12 protein-coding genes are annotated in these 20,356 nt (G+C 42.4%); 10 read left to right on the forward strand and 2 right to left on the reverse strand.

Translation table 11 applies throughout. The annotated features are described in order from the left end of the window. Nucleotides 1–4 precede the first annotated feature (4 nt). The 3 genes from G564_RS0113705 to G564_RS0113715 all read left to right on the forward strand — a co-directional run bounded on the left by G564_RS0113705 (nt 5) and on the right by G564_RS0113715 (nt 3,987). A complete protein-coding gene (locus tag G564_RS0113705; RefSeq protein ID WP_029038160.1) occupies nt 5–1,726 on the forward strand; it encodes a hypothetical protein in 1,722 nt (573 codons plus the stop codon). 102 nt (nt 1,727–1,828) lie between these two features. Then, complete coding sequence (locus G564_RS0113710) at nt 1,829–3,457, forward strand: Ig-like domain-containing protein (protein WP_029038161.1); 1,629 nt, start codon at nt 1,829–1,831, stop codon at nt 3,455–3,457. Between the two features lie 92 nt (nt 3,458–3,549). After that, complete coding sequence (locus G564_RS0113715; RefSeq protein ID WP_029038162.1) at nt 3,550–3,987, forward strand: hypothetical protein; 438 nt, start codon at nt 3,550–3,552, stop codon at nt 3,985–3,987. Here G564_RS0113715 and G564_RS0113720 read toward each other — a convergent pair. Continuing rightward, nucleotides 3,984–5,039: an endonuclease/exonuclease/phosphatase family protein gene (locus G564_RS0113720; RefSeq protein ID WP_084625649.1), complete on the reverse strand. Its 1,056-nt coding sequence runs from the start codon at nt 5,037–5,039 to the stop codon at nt 3,984–3,986. The two genes, G564_RS0113715 and G564_RS0113720, sit on opposite strands and share 4 nt — an antisense overlap. 100 nt (nt 5,040–5,139) lie before the next feature. Here G564_RS0113720 and G564_RS0113725 point away from each other — a divergent pair, with 100 nt between their 5' ends. Together G564_RS0113725 and G564_RS0113730 are read left to right on the forward strand one after the other, a co-directional pair. Beyond that, nucleotides 5,140–7,947: a peptidase associated domain and porin domain-containing protein gene (locus G564_RS0113725; RefSeq protein WP_029038164.1), complete on the forward strand. Its 2,808-nt coding sequence runs from the start codon at nt 5,140–5,142 to the stop codon at nt 7,945–7,947. A 1-nt stretch (nt 7,948) separates the two neighbouring features. Then, on the forward strand, nt 7,949–9,340 hold the full coding sequence (locus G564_RS0113730; RefSeq protein WP_037374086.1) for a DUF5689 domain-containing protein: 1,392 nt from the start codon (nt 7,949–7,951) through the stop codon (nt 9,338–9,340). A 20-nt stretch (nt 9,341–9,360) separates the two neighbouring features. Here G564_RS0113730 and G564_RS0113735 read toward each other — a convergent pair whose 3' ends face one another. Beyond that, nucleotides 9,361–11,535 (reverse strand): S9 family peptidase, encoded by a 2,175-nt coding sequence (locus G564_RS0113735; RefSeq protein WP_029038166.1) that lies wholly within the window; start codon nt 11,533–11,535, stop codon nt 9,361–9,363. A 206-nt stretch (nt 11,536–11,741) separates the two neighbouring features. Here G564_RS0113735 and G564_RS0113740 point away from each other — a divergent pair, with 206 nt between their 5' ends. From G564_RS0113740 to G564_RS19340, 5 genes are all read left to right on the forward strand, one after another. Next, entirely contained in the window at nt 11,742–13,298 is a 1,557-nt protein-coding gene (locus tag G564_RS0113740) for an NAD(P)/FAD-dependent oxidoreductase (protein ID WP_029038167.1), read from the forward strand. A gap of 438 nt (nt 13,299–13,736) precedes the next feature. Next, nucleotides 13,737–16,160, forward strand: a complete 2,424-nt coding sequence (locus tag G564_RS0113745) for a hypothetical protein (RefSeq protein WP_029038168.1) — start codon at nt 13,737–13,739, stop codon at nt 16,158–16,160. Between the two features lie 21 nt (nt 16,161–16,181). Beyond that, complete coding sequence (locus tag G564_RS0113750; RefSeq protein WP_029038169.1) at nt 16,182–17,084, forward strand: histone deacetylase family protein; 903 nt, start codon at nt 16,182–16,184, stop codon at nt 17,082–17,084. Between the two features lie 83 nt (nt 17,085–17,167). Then, on the forward strand, nt 17,168–18,676 hold the full coding sequence (locus G564_RS0113755; protein ID WP_029038170.1) for a tetratricopeptide repeat protein: 1,509 nt from the start codon (nt 17,168–17,170) through the stop codon (nt 18,674–18,676). Beyond that, on the forward strand, nt 18,673–20,322 hold the full coding sequence (locus G564_RS19340; RefSeq protein ID WP_051205483.1) for a glycosyltransferase family 2 protein: 1,650 nt from the start codon (nt 18,673–18,675) through the stop codon (nt 20,320–20,322). The genes G564_RS0113755 and G564_RS19340 overlap by 4 nt, the downstream gene beginning before the upstream one ends. Nucleotides 20,323–20,356: the final 34 nt, after the last annotated feature.

The raw sequence follows: 20,356 nt of genomic DNA on the forward strand, positions 1-20,356 counted from the left end.
AAAAATGAAAAATTCAATTTATTTCTTAATGATGTTCCTGGGCTTTGCTCTTACGAGTTGTGAGCCTATGGAAGACATTCATGACGAACTGGATGCACGTCTGGACAACCGTGCCATCGAAGGAATGGCTGAGTATACGCTCACAGACGATGATTACGATGATCTTGATCTTCAATTTGGAAACTTTAGTTCTCTTGAAGAAGCGGGTAATCTTATACCGCAACTATTGGCTGATAAATTTCCCGTGTGGGGAGAGGGCTCGCTTGCCCAGGTTACCTTTGACCTTTATGCGCCTATCAACCCTGAAGAGTATACAGTAGTTGATGCAGATTATACCGCAATGGGTCTTGATGCAAATTACTTTACAAGCAGCTCACAAATTACCAGCTTCCTCCGTGCAAAATTTCCACAGGCAGAAGCTAACGATTACGTAAAGCTCACTTACAGGGCTGTTGCAGTTGAGATCGAATATGATATTACAAATGATGATTTTAACCTGATTGGTGAAGAATTGGGGGATACTTATCCGGCACCGGCTTCCAGTGCAGCGCAATACAACAACTTTGACAGAAGAGAAGGCAGAAGCGCTTACTGGAGCAATGAAATGATCCTTGATGCCATTAACGTGGTACTTAGCGAGAATTTCCCTGATGTTGAGGGGCAAACTTACCAGGTTTCTTACAGGATCTATGATGGAAGTCCCGGTACAGAAACTATGGATGTTAAATTTGATGGTTCAAAATATATAATGATCGGTGGAACTGCTTACCAGTTCGATAACGATGATTATGACCTTGTTGGAACTGAGCTTGGAGATGATTATCCAGGGCCTGCAGGAAACGCTGCTCAATATAACAGCTTCGATGTAAGATCTACAAGTTCAAACTATTGGAGCGAAGAAATGATCCTTGAGGCTATCAATGTTATTCTAATGGAGAGATATCCTGATGCTACAGAAGGAGCTCAGTTTGATGTAACTTATGCAGCTTATAGTGGATCTGTAAGCTCTGTTATTAAATCTGTTATACTTACAGATGGGGAATATGTAATTGATACCACTGCAACTGTAGATACCATAATGGTAACAGATGTATATGCTTATGGTGACGGAAGATGGATGATGCCTTTGGAATTGCCTGAGAACATTTACAGAACTGACTTCGGTCAAAGATTCAATAACTTCAGTAGTGAGGGTGATGCAGGTTTCTATATCGGAAGATGGTTAGAGCCTCGTTTCCCATACGCTCAGGAGGGTGATTTTGTTTCTGTGGAATATCAATACTACAACGGAAGCGCTACAGTTGATCGTTACGCAAGTTTCGTTTATGATGAGAATGACAGAGAGTGGGAATTTATTCCAAGTGTAATTCAGCAAACACTACAGTTTGGTCATGAAGGTTCAGGTTGGGTAGTAGATAATACTATTGTATACAATTTAATTCCTTCCGATTATGCTTTGATTGGAGATGAACTTATGGAAGCATATCCTGGACCTGCTGCCAGCGCAAAGAGATATAACAACTTTGACAGAAGACCGGGTAATGCCAACCAGTGGACAGACGCTATGTTGATCGAAGCTTTCAACATCCTGTTGAACGAAAAAGTTGCACCGGGTGCACAGGAAGGTCAAAAATACCTTATGACCTTTGACATCTACAACGGCACTAATACAATCGAACAAATGCACCTTATCAAACAGAATGGTGAATGGGTTCCTGTACAATAGACCGGGTAATATAAAAATATAAAACAGAAACCTCTTAGCTTAAAGTTAAGAGGTTTTTGTGCTTTAAATCACACGGAATAATTCCGGGTAAAAATTTTTTTAATGAAGAAGATCCTATTTCTATTGGCCGCTGTTATGATACTCGGCTGCAGTAAAGATGATGAGGGAGGAGTAGCCCCACCAAAACAGCCTGAGGTAGAATTGCCTGTAGCTGTTGATGACGAACTAAGTACTTCAGAGAACACTGCTTTAACCTTCAGCGGTCTGCTGGACAATGATACCGTATTCGATTTTGCCCGGATTACCGCGATTGACGCTCAGACCTCAAAAGGAGGAACAGTTGTAGATAACCGTGACGGCACCTATACATATACACCTCCCGCAGATTTTATGGGAGAAGACACTTTTGAATATACTATGTGTGACAACGCCTCGCCTAAAAACTGCTCAAACGCTACAGTGACTGTCACTGTGACGGCTGCTGCGGTTGAGGCTGTAGATGATTCTTATGAGTCGCAGGAGGACCAGGTTTTAGTGATCTCCAACTTTTTGGCTAATGATCAATTTCCTGAAAATGGAGTGGTTTCTGTTGCGGGAACCGGGGAAACTGAAGGAACTGTTGAACTTCAAAGCGATGGTAAAATAAAATACACTCCTGCTCAGGGTTTTGCAGGGGAAGACAGTTTCACATATACCATATGTAATGATCACGAAACTTCCACCTGCTCCACTGCAACAATTACAGTTACAGTTATTGATGAAGGTTCGCCCGTAGCTGCCAATGATGAGGTAGTAATGAGTCTTGGAACTTCCAGTATTACTATAAGCAGCTTACTGAATAACGACACCGTTATTGATGATGCAGAGATCACTTCTGTTGAAGCAACAGGAAGCGGTAGTGTTCAGTTAAATGATGATGGTACTGTAACTTATACTCCGATGGTCGGGTTTACGGGGAATGACACCTTTACCTATAGCCTGTGTGATGATGACACGCCAGATCCCACCTGTTCTACCGCTACTGTTACGGTATCAGTGGTTGAGTCAGTTTCTTTTAGTATCCCTGCAAACCTTCAGGACTACTACAGTGACTTTTTCGTTACTACAGATAAGGATCTGAACCTGGTGCTCATTTCAGATTACACCATAGATGCTCATACTACCATTCTTTCTTATGGACAGCGTCACAATTATCTTTATGATGCAGACGAAGATCTGGACAATCCTGACAATGTAATTCTTATGTACACAGGGGAATCAAGATATTGGGAAGAATACTGGTCAGATTCCAATAGCTATTCACCGCAGACCTTTAATACTGAACATATATATCCTCAGTCACGTTTGAGTAGCGCAGATGCGGTTACAGACCTTCACCATTTGAGAGTGGCAGACTCCGAAATTAATTCCACTCGTCTTAACTATCCCTTTACTGAAGGTAGTGGTGATGCAAAACTTATCAACGGTAACAGCTGGTATCCGGGCGATGAATGGAAAGGAGATGTTGCAAGAATGATTCTATACCTAAACATTAGATATGGAGAAACCTTTAATAAGGTTGGAAATCTTGACCTTTTCCTTAAATGGAATGCAGAAGACCCTGTTTCAGCTTTTGAAATTCAGCGGAACAATGTGATAGAAACTGCACAGGGAAACAGGAATCCATTTATTGACAATCCTTACCTGGCTAATCTTATCTGGGGAGGACCTCAGGCAGAAAATCGCTGGTAACAGTTTCTGAATAACCAGAATAAACCGCTCTTTCTCAGGGAGCGGTTTTTTTATTCAAAAAAACTATCTTTACCCGTATAAACCAATTTATTATGTACGAAACTGTTTCTTTTATTCATTCCTGGTGGGCCTATCTGGTCGTGCTGGTTCTAATAATTACTGTAATACTATCTTTTGTTGGACTAGCCAGTAAAAAAGATTATGGTGCTACCGATTTCAGATTAGCGCTTTTTACTCTTATTACAACTCATATTCAGCTGCTTATTGGGATAGTTCTTTATTTCGTAGCGCCATATTTTCAGGCTTTTGGTCAGGTTGGAATGGGAGGAGTAATGAAAGACTCTACCTTACGGCTTTACCTTGTTGAGCACCCTCTAATGATGATCCTCGCTGTGATCCTCATAACTATTGGTTATTCAAAACATAAAAAGAAGCTTACCTCAAGACCAAAATTTAAGACGCTTGCGATCTTTTATACTATCGCACTCATCTTTATGTTGTCCAGAATACCCTGGTCTGCCTGGTTCTAATCGTTCTTTCGAACAAGAAGAATATAAACGGGGAAGTGGTCACTATAGCCATCGGTGAATCCCGTGCTGCCAAAGCTTCTGAAAGGGTAACCTTTGTATTGCCCCGAGGGAGTTACCAAAAATGGCTCATTAAAAATATAGGCCCTGAAAAATGTAAATTTTGTAGGGTCTTTTTCTATTAAAGATTTTGAGACAAGTATCTGGTCGAAAAGGTTCCATTTATCCCTGTAAGCAAGACTGCCCGCACCTGTTTTTGCCATTCCAGCATATGGATTATAGAAATCTTTTAATCCTACCTGATCCTTTTTTGATTTAGCTCCAAGTACTTTCCGAAGACTTTTATTTTGAGGATCATCGTTAAAATCTCCCATTATAATGATCCTTGCATAGGGGTCAATTCTTTGAAGGGAATCTGTGATCTTCAGGTTTAGACGGGCTGCATTTTCTCTTTTATGGCTGCTCAGTTTTTCACCTCCGCTTCTCGACGGCCAGTGATTTACCAGCAGGTGAATTGGTTCTCCTCCCAGGTTTCCGCTTACTACCAGTTGATCTCTGGTGTATATTCTGTTGTCCGGAACTTTAGGATCATATAAAACCAATTCATGTTTAGTAGAATTTTGAGGAGAAAAGATCTTTTTCCGATATAACAATGCGACGTCTATGCCTCTTCTGTCCGGGGAATCATAATGTATGATATCATATCCATAAGGTGCCAAAAGTGGTGTTTTTACGAGATCTTCCAGAACCTGCAGATTTTCCACTTCGCAAACACCGAGAATATCTGGTGGCCCGCCGGTATGTTCCTGGCCAATCCTGCTTATGGCAAATGCCATGTTGTTCAGCTTTTTTTGATAGACCTCTTCGGTCCATCTGTCTTTTCCTGTAGGAGTCCTGTCGTCGTCAAAAATAAGGGGATCATCAAAAATGTCGTAGAGATTCTCTAGGTTATAAAAAGCAATATTGGCCACTTGATAATCCTCCTTTTGCTGTGCGTTTACCGAATTTAAGGTTCCAAGAATTATCCCTAAACAGAGCCTGACAATATTTTTTATAACCACCTGATTTTTATTTTGTTAAAAATGATTTTAAGCGGATCAAAGATAGAATAAATAACGTATTATTGCGCGCTAATCGCCTCCCCTGTAGTGATTTATGAGAAAATTTTCTTTTGCGAGAGGGTTACTTCCTGCGCTTTTATTTTTCACAGCTTCGGCAGTGGGTCAAACTCTTTCAGGAAAAGTAATAGCTGAAGATTCCGGGGAGCCATTGACAGGGGTATTGGTCCAAATTTCCGGAACATCCCTAGAGCAGCTTTCAGACGGGGAAGGGAATTTTGTTTTTTCTGAAGGTCTTCCGCAAAGTGCCGTTATAGTATCACTATCCAAAAATGCCTTTTTTGACAAGCATTTTCGGGTCAACATTTCTTCTGAAGATATTGATCTTGGATTAATATTCCTTGAGCCCAATCTGCCGGAATTACAACAGCAAACCGCAATTATCTCCCTGGCAGATCATGAACTCGATGAGGAAGAAGGAAGTTATTCCAGTATCTCAGGTCTTCTTCAAGCCTCTAAGGATGTGTTTTTAAATGCTGCAGCATTCGATTTTAGTTCCACTTTTTTCAGACCCAGAGGCTACGACAGTGAATTGGGGAAAGTGCTCATCAACGGAGTGGAAATGAACAAATTCTTTAACGGTAGACCCGTGTGGAGCAACTGGGGTGGATTGAATGATGTGCAGCGTAACCAGGTGTTTTCTATGGGTTCTTCACCTTCAGAAGTCTCTTTTGGAGGTCCGGCCGGTACCACGAATATTATTATGAGAGCAGCTCAATATGCCAATGGCGGGAAATTTTCGTACGCAGTAGCAAATCGCAGCTATTCGGGCAGAGCAATGGCCAGCTATCACAGCGGAATCCTGGCTTCAGGCTGGGCATACTCAGTTTCAGCAGCAAAAAGGTTTGCCGAAGAGAGTTATATGGAAGGAAGTACCTATGATGCAAATTCTTTCTTTACATCTGTAGAGAAAAAATTTAATGACTCCCATAGCCTCAACTTCACCGCCTTTTACACACCCAATATTCGGGGTAAGAATTCACCAAATACTCAGGAAGTATATGAACTCAGGGGAGAGCGGTATAATTCGTACTGGGGTTTTCAGGATGGGAAGATCAGGAATTCGCGCTTAAAAGAAGTCGCTGAACCTGTTCTAATGGTAAACCATTACTGGAAGGCAAATGAGAAATTAGAGATCAACTCGAATTTTGCCTACCAGTTTGGTAAAACCGGCAACAGCAGGATTGATTATGGAGGGAGCAGAAATTACACAGACGCATATGGAGCTGAGATCCTGTTGGGAGGAGGAAGTAACCCTGATCCTGCATATTATCAGAAACTCCCATCCTATTTTCTGAGGTTTGAAAACAGACCCGACTACCAGTCCGCTTACCTGGCCGAGCGGGATTTCGTTAAGAATGGACAGCTCAATTGGGAGAATCTATATACTGCTAATCAAACGGCTGCCGCTTCTGGGGGCAATGCTATTTATGCGCTTTACGAAGACCGCACAGATGACCGGCAGCTTACTGCAAATTCCAATTTCAGATATTTAGCAAACAGGAATCTTGTTTTCAACGGAGGAATAAATTCCCGTTATCTCAAAAGTGAGAATTTTGCATCTGTACTCGATCTGTTTGGAGCGCCATTTTTCCTGGATGTAGATGTTTTTTCAGAAGGATCGGCCGCTCAAAATGATCTTAATAATCCAAATAGAAGGGTAGCCGAAAATGACATTTTCAAATACCATTATGATCTGTTAGCCCAAAGTGCAGGCGGTTTTCTGCAGGCGGAAATCAGTAGCAGGAAAATAGACGGCTATGTGGCGGGAGAACTATCGGGAACTGCTTATCAAAGGGACGGGCATTTTCTAAATGGAAATTTTCCTGAAAATTCAATGGACAAGGGGGAGGAGCTGCAATTTGTAACCTACGGAATCAAATCTGGATTCACTTATAAAATTACCGGAAGGCATCTGCTGAATTTTAATGCTAGTCATATCACCAAACCTCCTACACTCCGGAATTCCTTTTCGAATGCCCGGCAAAATAATGAGACTGTTATAGGACTGAAGAACGAGACGATCATTACGGCAGATGGGGGATATATCATTCGGTCACCTTTTCTTACGGGAAGAATTACCGGATTTTATGGCCTTTTTGAAGATGCTACAGAAGTCTCTTTTTATTATGCCGACGGGCTTTCAGGTGGAGGGAGAGAAGGTTCAACTGCTTTCGTCCAGGAAGTGCTTTCAGGAATTGGAAAAAGGCATGCCGGAATTGAATTTGGTCTTGAAGTGCCGGTCACTACGACCATTAAATTAAAAACCGCAGGCTCTTCGGGCAAGTATCTTTACTATACTAATCCTGAACTTTACCTCACTTCAGATGATTTTGTGGAATTAAGAAGAATGGGGAAAGCCGCATTAAAGGATTACAGACTCCCCGGCGGCCCCCAACAGGCAGTGCAGCTGGGATTAGAATACAGAGATCCTGCATACTGGTGGATCTCTGCTTCGGCAAATCATTTTTCCAAAGCATTTGTTGACATTGCACCCCTCACCAGGACAAGGAATTTTTCTACAGATATTGATAATCTCCCCCTACTGGCTTATGATGAAAAGGCGGCAGCAAAACTTTTAGAGCAGGAAGAATTTGAAAGTTATATGCTGGTCAACATGGTGGGCGGGAAATCCTGGCGTCTTAAGAACAGATATGTCGGTTTCTTCGGAAGCTTAAATAATATCCTGAATGCGGCCTATAAGACCGGAGGATACGAACAATCCCGAAATGTAAATTACACGCTCCTCAAAGCAGATGCCGAAAGAGAAAAGCCTCTTTTCAGTTCGAAATACTGGTTTGGTCCCGGTACTACCTATTATGCTCATGTTTATTACAGATTCTAATATGAAAAAATATACTTACTTCCTCAGCCTTATGCTTCTGTTCTCCTGTGCACCCGAAGATGATGTGCAGAATTCTGATGCTGCAGCCGATCTTTCGGTGTTGACGAATACAGACCTGGATGCAATTCTAGGGATCTTTTATCAGAATAAAGGAGAGGTGGTCACTTTTGACAAAGACCTGATCTTCGAAGCCTATGTGGTCTCCAGTGATGAAGCAGGGAATTTTTATAAAGAGCTGGTGGTGCAGGATCAAAAAAAAGATCCAAAAGCGGGAGTAAATATAAAGCTGGATATGAACTCTTACTACCAGTTTTACAATTTTGGCAGAAAAATCTATGTCAATTTAAAAGGCTTGAGTCTGGGAGATGCTAACGGAGTGCCAACTCTGGGAGTCGTTCAGGGAAAACAGATAGCTAATATTCCGCAGTCGAGAGTCGCAGTTCATATCACAAGAGACGCAGAAGTAGCGACAATCACTCCTAAATCCATTAAAGCAGCTGATTTTAATGACCGACTGAAAAACCTTTATGTAAAGCTGGACGATGTGCAGTTCAATAAAATGCTGGTGGGGCCACATAAGGTTTTCACCTATGCTTCCGAAGATAATGATCAATACGACGGGGAAAGACTGGTAGAAAGCTGTACGGGAGACTTCCCGTTTATTCTCAGTACCAGCACTTATTCAGATTTTAGCAGTTTAAAACTTCCTGCCGGTATGGGGAGTCTGCAGGGGATACTTACCCGTGACTACTATGATAAATTCTATACCATCTACCTTAATTCGCCCGCAGATGTTAAGTTTACGGGAAACAGCAGATGCGATCCTAAGGAGTTTACCTGCGGACTTGCCGCTGCAACGGGGAACAAAATACTTTTTGAAGATGATTTTACCGGTCAGAAGAACAACAAACCGGTAGATGGCAAGGGCTGGAAAAATATCGTACAGGAGGGATCCAGACCCTGGGAAGCCTATACCGCTACGGGAGCCAATGCCTCACTGGGAAGATCGGCAAGAATGAGACCGGCGGGTTCCGGAGATTCCCGTAGCATCAGCTGGTTGATCACTCCGAGAATAAATTTTGATACCAATAGCGGCGAAGTGCTCAGCTTTAAAACCTCGACAAGTTTTGCCAATGGCAGCTTTTTGGATGTTCTTATTTCTACCGATTGGGATGGTCTTGAAGAGAACCTTCTAAAAGCCGACTGGCAGATCCTGTCTGCAGCATATATCGCGCAGAACAATGATTTCTTTGGCGACTGGATGTCTTCCGGACAGGTGGATCTTTCCTGCGCAACCGGAAAAGGATATGTTGCCTTCAGGTATACGGGAAGTGATCTTCCTTATTATAATGGGGTTTATGAATTGGATGAGATAATGGTTTCTGCAGAGTAATTCCGTAGAAACCATTTTATTTATTCTTCTATTCCTTCCAGCTTCAGAAGAAAAGCATATTCCAGTGCTGTTTCACGGTAGCGTGCAAATCTTCCTGATGCTCCGCCATGACCGGCTTCCATGTTGGTATGCAAAAGGAGCAGGTTATCATCGGCTTTCTTATCCCGCAATTTGGCTACCCATTTTGCAGGTTCCCAATACTGCACCTGTGAATCGAACAGGCCGGTTGTAACCAGCATGTGAGGGTATTCCTGGGCTGTCACATTATCATAAGGAGAGTAAGACAGCATATATTCATAACTGGCTTTATTCTTTGGATTTCCCCATTCATCAAATTCGTTGGTAGTGAGTGGAATGCTTTCATCCAGCATGGTTGAGACCACGTCCACAAAAGGAACTCCGGCAATGACTCCGTTAAATTTTTCGGGCGCCATGTTGACTACGGCACCCATAAGCAATCCGCCGGCACTCCCGCCCATTGCATAAAGATGATCGGGAGAAGTGTAATTGTCCTGAATAAGGTGTTCGGCCACATCAATAAAGTCGGTAAAGGTATTTTTCTTTTTGAACATCTTCCCTTCTTCATACCACTGCCGCCCCATGTCTTGCCCTCCGCGCACATGAGCGGTGGCGAAGATGAAACCGCGGTCAAGAAGACTTAACCGGGCCGAATTGAAATAAGGATCCATGGAAGATCCATAAGAACCGTAGGCGTATAACAGCAAGGGAGTGTCGGCACTCTTTTGAGTTGTTTTCTTATAAACCACAGTCACAGGCACCTTTGCTCCATCCCTGGCTTCGGCAAAGAATCTCTCGGTGATATATTCTTCCGGGTCATGACCTCCAACTACTTCCTGAACCTTTAGAACTTCCTTCTCCTTCGTTTCCATGTTGTATTCTATAGTAGACATAGGCGTGGTAAAAGAAGAATAGATGTATCGTAGTTTATTAGTTTCGAATTCGGGATTTATTGAGAAAGATGCCACATAAGCCGGTTCTTCAAATTTTAAATAATGTTCATCTTTTGTTTTTTGATCAATAATTCGCATTTGAGTCAGTGCATTTCCTCTTTCGTTCACCACTAAATAGTTATCAAACACTTCAATTCCCTGCAACAGCACATTCTCCCGGTGAGGAATCACTTCCACCCAGTTCTCCTTTGCAGTTGCCGTTTCGGGAGTTTCCATAAGCCTGAAGTTCTGTGCATCCAGGTTGGTTACCACATAAAATTTGTCTTCATAATGATCAATATTGTACTCCAGACCTTCTTCGCGGGGAGTGAACTGCACGAAATCCCCGTTTGGTTCATCTGCGTTCAGGATGTGATAATCATTAGTTAGAGTACTTCCGGTGTAGATCATGATGTATTCATCAGATTTTGACTTGCCGACTCCAATATAAAAAGATGGATCTTTTTCATTATACATCAGCTTATCCTTTGCATGCTCCTCGCCCAGAGTATGGCGGAAGATCTTCTCTGAAAGCAATGAAACCTTGTTCTTGGTAGTGTAGAAGTATGTTTCGTTATCATTGGCCCAGGCTCCGCCGCCGGTGGTATTTTCCAGCTTATCCTTTAGCAGTTCTCCGGTCTCGAGGTTCAGGAATTGAATATGATAAACCCTTCGGCTTAAAGTATCCTCGCCAAATGCCAGGATCTTATTGTCCGGGCTCACCTGTAGTCCACTTACCGCGTAATAATCGTGACCTTGGGCTCTTTCATTGGCGTTGATAAGAATTTGCTCTTTTGTATCCATGCTGCCCTTTTTCCGGGCGTAGATGGGATATTCCTTTCCCTCCTCATAACGGGTATAATACCAATATCCATTTTTAAAATAGGGAACAGACTCATCTGTTTGTTTTATACGACCTGTAATTTCCTGAAAAAGCTTTTCCTGCAACTGCTTTGTGTCCGCCATCACTGTGTCGGTATAGGCATTTTCGGCATTCAGGTATTCAATCACTTTTCGGGTTTGCTCATCAGGCTGTTTCGCTATCTTTTGTTCATCGGTAAGCCGCATCCAGAAATAGGGATCTTTACGAACATGGTCGTGAATGCTCAAGACAGAATCTTTCTGCATCACATCGGGCGCTTCGGGATAATTAGAAGCTGAAATTTCGTTTTGGGTGGTGGTTTGCCCGCTAAGAGACTCACAAACTATAAAAAGACTAATAAAAAGTAATTTGAGATTTTTCATTTTAAAGCGATTAGAAAAAGGAGGGATCCTGTTGCTAATTTGCAAATTATTCCTGAATTTTCTATTATTTAATGAGTTACGAATGCCTAAAAAGCTTTTACAGGGGCAAAATGAATTAAATGTAATTTGATGTATATCATCGTGTTTTCTGAAGTGTTTAATTCCGAAAGCTTTAATCTTATATTTGTACCCGCTAATAAAGTTTGATGCATAAAGAATTTTCTTTCCAGGTCTCTCCCGAAACTGCTGCCAATTCTGAAGCGGTAAAACATTTTGTGGCAAGACAGTATAATCTGCCATTTAATGAAATTACCCACGTTGAAGTCCTGAAGAGGAGTATTGATGCCCGGCAGAGAAATATTAAGGTGAACCTTAAGGTGCAGGTCTTTCTGCAGGAGGATTTCAGCAAGGAAAAGATAAATCGGCCGGAGTATAAAGATGTTTCTAATTCCGAAGAAGTGATCATAGTAGGAGCGGGTCCTGCCGGCTTATTTGCTGCACTGCGCTGTATGGAGCTGGGGAAAAAACCAATTGTCATTGAAAGAGGCAAGGATGTTCGCGCCCGCCGCAGGGATCTTAAAAAGCTGAATATTGAACACGTGGTAAATGAAGATTCCAACTACTGCTTTGGAGAAGGCGGCGCCGGAACTTATTCTGACGGGAAACTATACACCCGAAGTAAAAAAAGAGGAGATGTAAACCGCATTCTGGAACTCCTGGTGGCTTTTGGTGCGACAGATCAGATCCTGGTGGAGGCACATCCACATATCGGGACCAATAAATTACCAGGGATCATCCAGGATATTACAAAAACTATTCTGGAGCATGGCGGAGAGGTGCTGTTTAATTCCAGGGTGACAGACCTGCTGATCAAAAATGAAGAAGTTACAGGAGTGACCTTAATGGACGGCCGAAAAATGGCAGCCAAAAAAGTCATTTTAGCCACCGGTCATTCGGCGAGGGATATTTTTAATTTGCTCTACGAAAAGAACATATATATTGAGGCCAAACCATTTGCCCTTGGAGTAAGGGTGGAGCATCCGCAGGATCTGATAGACCGTATCCAGTATCATTGTACGACAGACAGAGGGGAATTTCTACCTCCGTCTTCCTATAGTATCGTAAAACAGGTGGAAGGAAGAGGAGTTTATTCCTTTTGTATGTGCCCCGGCGGGATCATCGCGCCCTGTGCGACCTCTCCGGGAGAGATCGTTACCAATGGCTGGTCACCCAGTAAGAGGGATCAGGCAACGGCCAACTCCGGAATAGTAGTGGAAATAAAGCCGACAGATTTTGCCATTTTTGGGACCTCACCCCTGGCAGCCCTTAAGTTTCAGCAGGAGGTAGAGCAGAAGGCATGGCTTGCAGGAGGAAAAACACAAACAGCTCCGGCACAGCGGTTAGTGGATTTCAGCAACGGGAAAGTATCGGCTTCTTTACCCGAAACTTCCTATAAACCCGGGATCGCTTCCGTAGAACTGGGAGAGGTATTACCCGGTTTTGTGTACAAAAGTCTTCAGAAGGGATTTGTGGAATTCGGCAAAAGCATGAAAGGTTATTTTACCAATGAAGCCGTGGTACACGCCACCGAATCCCGTACCTCCTCACCCGTTCGTATCCCGCGGAATCCTGCTACGCTTGAGCACGTACAGATCAAAGGACTGTACCCCTGCGGGGAAGGTGCAGGCTATGCCGGCGGAATTGTTTCTGCAGCTATCGACGGAGAAAAATGTGCTGAAAAAGCAGTCTTAGCCCTGGACTGAGAGCATCGAAAAGGATTCATTACCAAAGGCTTTGAATTTAAGATAAGCTTGAAAAACCGGACATTCTCTTATTTTAAGTCATAGTTGTCCGATGAAAAAAGAAGGCTGAAAAAGCCCGCTAATGCTGATCAGAGATCTTATCTATCAATCTAAGGAGTGGTTTTTAGTTCTTTGAATTTCAAATATTCTACCAATAAAAGCATATTTTCAGAACATTGAATTTCAGTATCTTATAAAAAAGGTCTTGGTTCTAAATTCTAGAGCGGAGCGGTCTAGATTCTTTTTCCGGACAACAATGATTTTAAGTTTCAAATATATTTTGCCTCTATATTTCCATTAAAAAGGAAGTGCAGCTTCTGGCACCATGTTTGTGGTTTTCAATAATGTTGTTAATTCATTATAAACATCATAAGTACACTAACCAACCAGCACTTTTTTATGAGGAATTTTTATTTTTATCTCCTTTTTCTTTCACTTTCGTTTCATTCCCTATCTGCACAAAATCCGCAACAATCTTTATTAAAAACCCTTCAGGAATTTCACTCTATTCCTAAGGAGGTGGCTTATTTACATCTGAATAAAACAGTACTGCTGCAGGGGGAGCAACTTGGTTTTTCGGCGTACCTGGTAAAGAAATCTGATCTTACTCCCTCAAAAGCTACTTCAAATCTTTATGTACAGGTAAAGAATGAATCCGGAGAGGTGGTAAAGCAAAAATTATTGCTGGTGGAAGAAGGTGTGGCTTCAAATGTTATAGCTATAGACACTTCTTTTGCATCAGGCGAGTATACCATCACGGCCTTCACCAATTGGATGAGAAATTTTGAGGAGCAGAATTACTTTACTGAAAGCTTCAGGGTAATAAGTTCTAACCTGGATCATGTTCAGCAGAAGGAGGAGGTAGGGCCCGATGTTCAGTTTCTGCCAGAAAGCGGACACTTACTCAGCAATGCCATAAATACAGTTGGTGTGGTTGTAAAGGATAAATCCGGTTACGGTTTATCAAATGCAACGCTGATGATAAATGATGGAAGTAAAGTCATTAACAAAATTAGTTTGAATCGCTTCGGAATAGGAAGATTTACGCTGATCCCTGAATATGGGAAGAAATACTCTGCAGTTCTATTTTACCAGGGAAAGGAAATTCCGGTGGCATTTAATACTCCGATAGTTTCTGAAGGTATCATTTTATCGGCTGTTCAGAGAAATAAGGAATTGCGGCTCCTTGTTAGCACCAATGCTGCAACTTCTGCAAAAATTAAAAATCAACCATATTTTCTTGTAGTTCAAAATCGAGGGTTGGTTGAGGCTCATGAGCTGAGATTTGGTGACAAGGAAAACATACCGGTGATCTTGGATCTCGATTACCTTGAGTCGGGGATCAATATTTTTACCCTGGTAGACGAAAACCGGCAACCCATTGCCGAAAGGCTCTTCTTTAATTATGAATGTCTGCCGGTTAAGGGCATGAAGGAGCCACAGATCATAGCAGTGAAGGATTCCCTGCAGGTTAAATTTTCTACCCAGGAGCCGGATAGTACCCGTATTAGTGTTTCTATCCTTCCGCAGCAAACCCTTTCATACAATAGAAACCACAGTATTGTATCCTATAATTTGTTGCAACCATATGTGAAAGGAACGATAGAGGAGGGCAGCTGGTATTTTACTGACATCACCGAAGAGAAAAAATATGAACTGGATAACCTGCTGCTCACCCAGGGCTGGAGCAGTTATAACTGGGAATCGATCTTTAATTTTGAGGAAAAACTTCCTTATCCTTTTGAGGAGGGAGTTGTGCTTAAGGGAATAATGAATACCCGGGATTCAAGAAGGAACGAACTGAAATATATGATCCATGCCACAGAGAATAGTAATCCCATGGTCCTCGAGATACCATCAGATAAGGATGCTTTTATTGTGGATGGTTTTCAACCTGTGGAGGGGGAGCAACTTTTTATTTCCCGCGTAAAAAATAATGACAAATTATTACCGGCCGGTCTTTCCGTTCAGTTCTATCCCAGTGCAATTCCATTCTTTAGACCAGGTTCTAATATACTGCCACAAAGACCTCTTGTTTCTTCAGCTGCTAACAATAACTTCATTGCGGTACGTGCCTTTGAAAATCCGGGCGAGGAGCTAAGAGAAGTACTTCTGGAGACAAAGATAGATAGGGTCAGGGAGCGGGAGAGGAAATTGGGCGCACACAGCTATGGACAGGTGCATGTGGTCAAGGATAACGATATTCCATTATATCATACCTTGGGCGGGTATTTAAGTAGTAAGGGATTGGGCGTTTCAGAAGGTGGAGGAAATTTTAAGGTCGTCCACTCTTTATCTGCTTTAGCCCTTTTTTCAGATCCCAATTCTGAACCAGATCCGGAAGCGCCACCCGCACCTATATTAGGATCCTCAGATGGTGGCATGGCAATATTTCTTGATGGAGTTCCAATAATGGACCAAAATATGTTTTATCAGTATCCTCTTGCCTCAATTGATTATATTGAGATCAATAAAACTGGAATGGGCAATGGATTCATGGGGAGCAAAGGCAGTATAAAAATTTATTCCAGTCTGCAATCACGTTATTCCTCCAGAGACCGGACAAGAATCCAGCAGTTCGACATTCCGCTGGCGTACAGCAGTGAAAAGCAATATTATGTTCCTAAATACGAGAATGATAATGACAGCTTTTTTATAAGCTACGGAGTGATAGACTGGATCCCATCCCTTTCTTCTGAAGGAGGTGAGGAGTTAAGTTTCAGGATCAAAAAACCGGAAGTGGACTTCCAGATGATCATTGAAGGCTTTACTGCAGACGGAACTTTAATATATGATGTGAAAACAGTTTCGGCCGGGGAATAGGTTTTTTATCTTTGGCAGATCATGCTGAAAATCGCCTTCCATTCCATCTACGTTTTGCCTTTGCCAAAAGGTCACCGTTTCCCGATGGAAAAATATGAGCTGGTACCACAGCAGCTGCTGCACGAAGGTACCTGTGGGCAGGAAAATTTCTTTGAACCGGAATTTCCCGATGAAGCTGATATTCTCGCGGTACATAACAAGAATTATGTAGAAGCCTTGAAGAATCAGACGCTGAGCGGCAGGGAAGCCAGAAAGATTGGCCTTCCTCTTTCAGAACGCCTGGTGGAACGGGAATTCATTATTAGCTCGGGCACTATCAGGGCTGCCGAATTTGCGTTAAAAAATGGTATAGCCATGAACATCGCCGGCGGCACACATCACGCCTATACTAATATGGGTGAGGGATTCTGCATGTTCAACGATCAGGCGGTGGCGGCGAGATGGCTGCAGCGGAACAAATTGGCCGAAAAGATTCTCATCGTCGATCTTGATGTGCACCAGGGAAACGGGACGGCAGAGATATTTGAGAATGATCCTTCTGTTTTCACTTTCTCCATGCACGGCAAGAACAATTACCCCTTCAAAAAGGAGAAATCTGATCTCGATATTGAACTGGAAAATGGTACCGGAGATGAAGAATATCTAAAGATCCTCAAAGAAACTTTGCCCCGACTTATCGAAGAACAAAAACCCGATTTCATTTTTTACCTGAGCGGAGTGGACATCCTGACCACCGACAAACTCGGGAAACTCGGCTGCTCCGAAGCCGGCTGTAAGGAGCGGGACCGCTACGTGCTACAAACCTGTCATGATCTGAAGATCCCGGTGGAGGTAAGCATGGGCGGCGGATATTCGCCACACATCAAAGATATTGTGGAGGCGCATGCCAATACCTTTAGACTGGCGCAGGAGATCTATTTCTGAGAATTTAGTTTATTATAATTATTAATGTTCTGTTAATCAAACCAAAAATATCTATTTTTGGTCTGGTCCCCTGATCTTTTAAAATGAATATCTTTAGAAAAAGTTACCTCCTGCTGTTTTTAATTTATTTCCCCTGTTCGGCACAAATTACTGATACCTTGAACCTTGCCCGGGAAAAAGCTTATCAGCAAAATTTTTCTGAAGCCGATGCGCTTTTAAGTCAGTACAATAAAAAAAACAGGAATGTTTATGCTCTTTGGTTGCAGGCTCAAATATCCTACTGGAAAGGGGATTTTGAGCGATCCAAAAATCTCTACAGGCAGGCAATAGCTCTTTCCCCGGGTCTTTCGGAACTTAAGCTGGATTACGGCAGCACACTTTTTAAGATGGGAGATGTAGAAGATTCCGGTAAAATACTGAAGTCTTATCTTAAGGATGATCCGGCTAATCCTAATGCTTTGATTATGCTGGCTTATTTTGACTACTGGAAAGGTAAAACTAATAAGGCGGCGAAAACTATCCGACAGGTGCTGGAGGTGCATCCGGAACATGAAATGGCTGCTAAACTCATTAGAGAAATTAATTATGCCCGGGCTCCTCATGTGAGCCTAAATTCTGAATTTGTTTCAGATGACCAACCTCTGGACGCACAGCATTATAACCTGACAGCAGGAAAATATTTTTCAGGTGTTTTATCACCTTTTGTTAGCCTTAAATACAGGAATTTTGATCTGCCTGCCATTTCTGTACAATCTGTTCAGGTAGAGATAGGCAATAGGTTCCAACTGGGAATGAACGGGCCTGAGGTGCATCTTTCAGGAGGAATAATTAAGCCCCATCAGGAAAGGGACAGCCTTGAATTTTTGGGAAGAGCGGCAATTTCTCAGAAGCTTGTAAAACATTTAAATGCTGAAGTTGCTACTGCACGTCTTCCCTATCAATACACTTTGGCCAGTATAGAGGAGCCTTTGATGCACCAGCTGTCTTCTGTGGCTTTAAGTTTTAATAATCCCCAATCCATAGTAGGAAAACTTGCTTATGAGAGGCAGGATTTCCCCGATGATAATATTATTCATACTTCTTATCTGTATCTCCTGAAGTCTGTATTAAGATCAGGTTCCTTCCGTCTTGACCTGGGGTATTCTTTTAATTATGCACATTCTGTGAAGAATTCCTTTCAACCCGTAGAAGAGTCTTTTTCCGGGCAGGGATTGATCTCTTCTAAAAACATTTCAGGAATTTATGATCCGTATTTTTCTCCTCAGAACCAAATGGTAAATTCCGCTCTGGCATCCATCCATATCAATCCGACAGATGCTTTTGAAATAAAAATGAGGGCGAATTACGGGTTTTATGCCAAAGCAGAACAGCCTTTTTTCTCTTCTGCTCAAACTCCCGGGAACAGGATGGCTACAGGAAACAATTTTTATGAAGAGCAATACACTCCGGTGGAATTTTTTGCGGGAATTGCCCTAAAGGTTTCACCACAAATGCAATTGAGAGCCGATTATCAGTTTAGCAACCTCTTGTTTTATGAGCTTCATAACCTGGGTTTTTCAGTTAGTTATAGTTTTTTAAGTAATTCTAAATGAGAGATCAGGTGAGCAAAGAGTTTAAATATTCCTACTGGAAATACAGAGAAGCCTCGAAAGTCAATAAGAGGAAAATGCTGGGACTCTCTATGCTCATCGTGGCCGGGTTTATAAGCGTACTCTTCTTTGCAGAATGGTGGTTCAGAGAAGAACATATAAACTCTTTACCTCTTTATCTTGTACTCACCTTTATTTTCTGGTGGGGGATTTTCAGAATGGTGATATTATGGGTTTCGTATATAAAAATAACAAAACCTGCACCGGTACCGGCTTCAGAAGATCTTAGAGTAGCAATATTTACCACAAGCTCTCCCGGCGAACCATTGAGCATGTTTGAAAAGACGCTGGAAGCCTGCGCAAAGATCACTTATCCTCATACCACCTATTTACTGGACGATACCCGGGATCCCAGGTTTAGGGAAACAGCCGAAAAACATGGAGCCGTTTGGCTGGAACTGGTCGGTTTTCCGGGAGCGAAAGCGGGAAAAATAAATGCGGCTTTACAAAGAACAACTGAAGATTTTATTCTGGTTCTGGACCCCGATCATATCCCTTTTCCAAACTTCCTGGATGAGGTCCTCGGTTTCTTTAAAGATAAAAAGGTAGGCTATGTGCAGGTGGCACAAGCTTATTACAATCAATATCGCTCCTTTACAGCCAGAGGTGCTGCAGAGCAGACTTACGGATTTTACGGCCCCACCCAAATGGCACTGGAAGGCATTAATTGCGCGGTCGCTATCGGGGCCAATTGCACCTTCCGGCGGAAAGCCCTGGAAAGTATAGGCGGGCATGGGATAGGACTTGCCGAAGATATGGTTACTGCAATAAGAATTCATTCCCGTGGCTGGAGATCGGTTTATAATCCTGTAGTAGTAAGCAGGGGTCTGGTACCCGAAGATCTTGGTTCTTTTTGCAAACAGCAGTTAAAATGGGCGCGGGGGGTGCATGAAGTATTGTTTGCCGAGCTGCCAAAGCTTTGGAAGCATTTGTCGGGCTGGCAGCGCTTATCCTATTTTACCATCGGTACCTATTATAGCTCCGGTTTTACCATGTTCCTTTTTCTCATTATTCCTTACCTCTTTCTTTGGTTTGGCTGGTTACCTGCCAACATGGAATTTTCAAGTTTTGTTATTAACTGGACACCTTTAGCGATTTTTGGATTGGCTATTTATCTCTACGTGCAGAACTGGCTTTGTCACAGAGAGGAAGAAAGAGGCCTGCACTGGAGGGGAATGGTCTTAAAATTTGCCTGTTGGCCTGTATTTTTAATGGGATTTGTACTGGCGATCTTTAACCGGGATATACCTTATATCCCCACAGCAAAACAGGCTGTAAAAGGATTTACACCTTTTGTGAGGCCTCTTTTTCTCTTTGCGTTTTTATTCCTCGGCACCATAATTTATATCCTTATCAGCCGTAAGTTTTACACAGCCGAGGCTGGTCTTTTTCTTACCAGCGGTGAAATATGGGGAATGGTCGCTTTTGCAACCATTGCTTTTATAATGACAATTATGGGGATCTACGCCGCATGGGAATCCCGCAATTTATCTGCAGAAGAACCATGGAAGTACATAGAAGTCAATAAGATCGATATTTCAGGAAAACACCATAAAACAAAGGAGAGAAAAGAAGTAACTTCTGTATAAAGAGGTAATAGAACAATCTCTCCAAAAAAAGCTT

This window comes from Salinimicrobium xinjiangense DSM 19287, assembly GCF_000423585.1.
Classification (GTDB): Bacteria; Bacteroidota; Bacteroidia; order Flavobacteriales; family Flavobacteriaceae; genus Salinimicrobium; species Salinimicrobium xinjiangense.